2 protein-coding genes are annotated in these 1,026 nt (G+C 69.1%); one reads left to right on the forward strand and one right to left on the reverse strand.

The window, feature by feature from the left end; genetic code table 11:
* Positions 1-307 (reverse strand): serine hydrolase (locus JCM9942_RS16700; protein WP_157723026.1); only part of this gene is annotated, 307 nt, incomplete at its 3' end.
* 168 nt (positions 308-475) lie between these two features.
* Between JCM9942_RS16700 and JCM9942_RS16705 the strand changes: the two genes are divergently transcribed.
* The coding region (locus tag JCM9942_RS16705; protein ID WP_157723027.1) for a LysR family transcriptional regulator at positions 476-1,026 on the forward strand (551 nt) is incomplete at its 3' end.

The raw sequence follows: 1,026 nt of genomic DNA on the forward strand, positions 1-1,026 counted from the left end.
CCGGCACGCGCCGGTCCAGCGCGAGCTGGCCCCGATCGGCGCGATACAGCACCGCGGCCGACAGCAGGAACTTGAAGGTGCTGCACATCGGAAAGCGTTCCTGCATGCGGTGGCCATAGCGCGCACCGCTGGCCGGATGCCACAGGCACACGCCCAACCGACCGCCGCTTTCGGCTTCCAGCGCGGCGAAATCGCGGGCCGGCGGGGCAGGTGCCGTAGCGTTGGCCAACCGCGCCAGTGCCGGCACGGCAACGGCACTGGCCAGGGCGGCACCCCCGAACTTCAGGAACTGGCGACGGGCGAACATGCGGACTCTCCTGGGCATTGGCTGACAACGATGGTGAAAGCCGCGGCGGCCTGTGACCAGCGCGAAAAACCAGCATCAGCCATGAGCTGAATTTGCAGCTGACCCCGCCCTTGCCGCAGCAAAGGCGGAATAATGCGGACAACCCATCACCCGCCCTAATGGCTTTGCATGATCCGCCCGCCGCTGCCCCTCAACGCCCTGCGTGCCTTCGAGGCCGCCTCACGGCACCTGAACTTCACCCGGGCCGCACTGGAGCTGTGCGTCAGCCAGGCCGCCCTGAGCCACCAGATCCGCTCGCTGGAAGACCGCCTGCAGGTCAGTCTGTTCCACCGCCTGCCACGCGGCGTGGCCCTGACCGATGAAGGGGCGGCGCTGCATCCGGTGCTGACCGAGGCGTTCGACCGCATCGCGATCGCGCTGGCGCGTTTCAGCGACGGCCGCTTCCGCGAAGTGCTCACCGTCGGCGTGGTCGGCACCTTCGCCACCGGCTGGCTGCTGCCACGGCTGGCGGCCTTCGAGGCTGCCCATCCGGATATCGAACTGCGTGTGCAGACCCACAACAACCGCATCGACCTGGCCGGTGAAGGGCTGGACCTGGCGATCCGCTTCGGGGAGGGCGACTGGCAGGGCCAAGACTGCACGGCCATTGTCGATACCCCGTTCGCGCCATTGTGCGCCCCGGCGCTGGCCCGGCGGCTGCGGCAGCCGCGCGAGCTGGG

This window comes from Stenotrophomonas pictorum JCM 9942, assembly GCF_001310775.1.
Lineage (GTDB): Bacteria > Pseudomonadota > Gammaproteobacteria > Xanthomonadales > Xanthomonadaceae > Stenotrophomonas > Stenotrophomonas pictorum.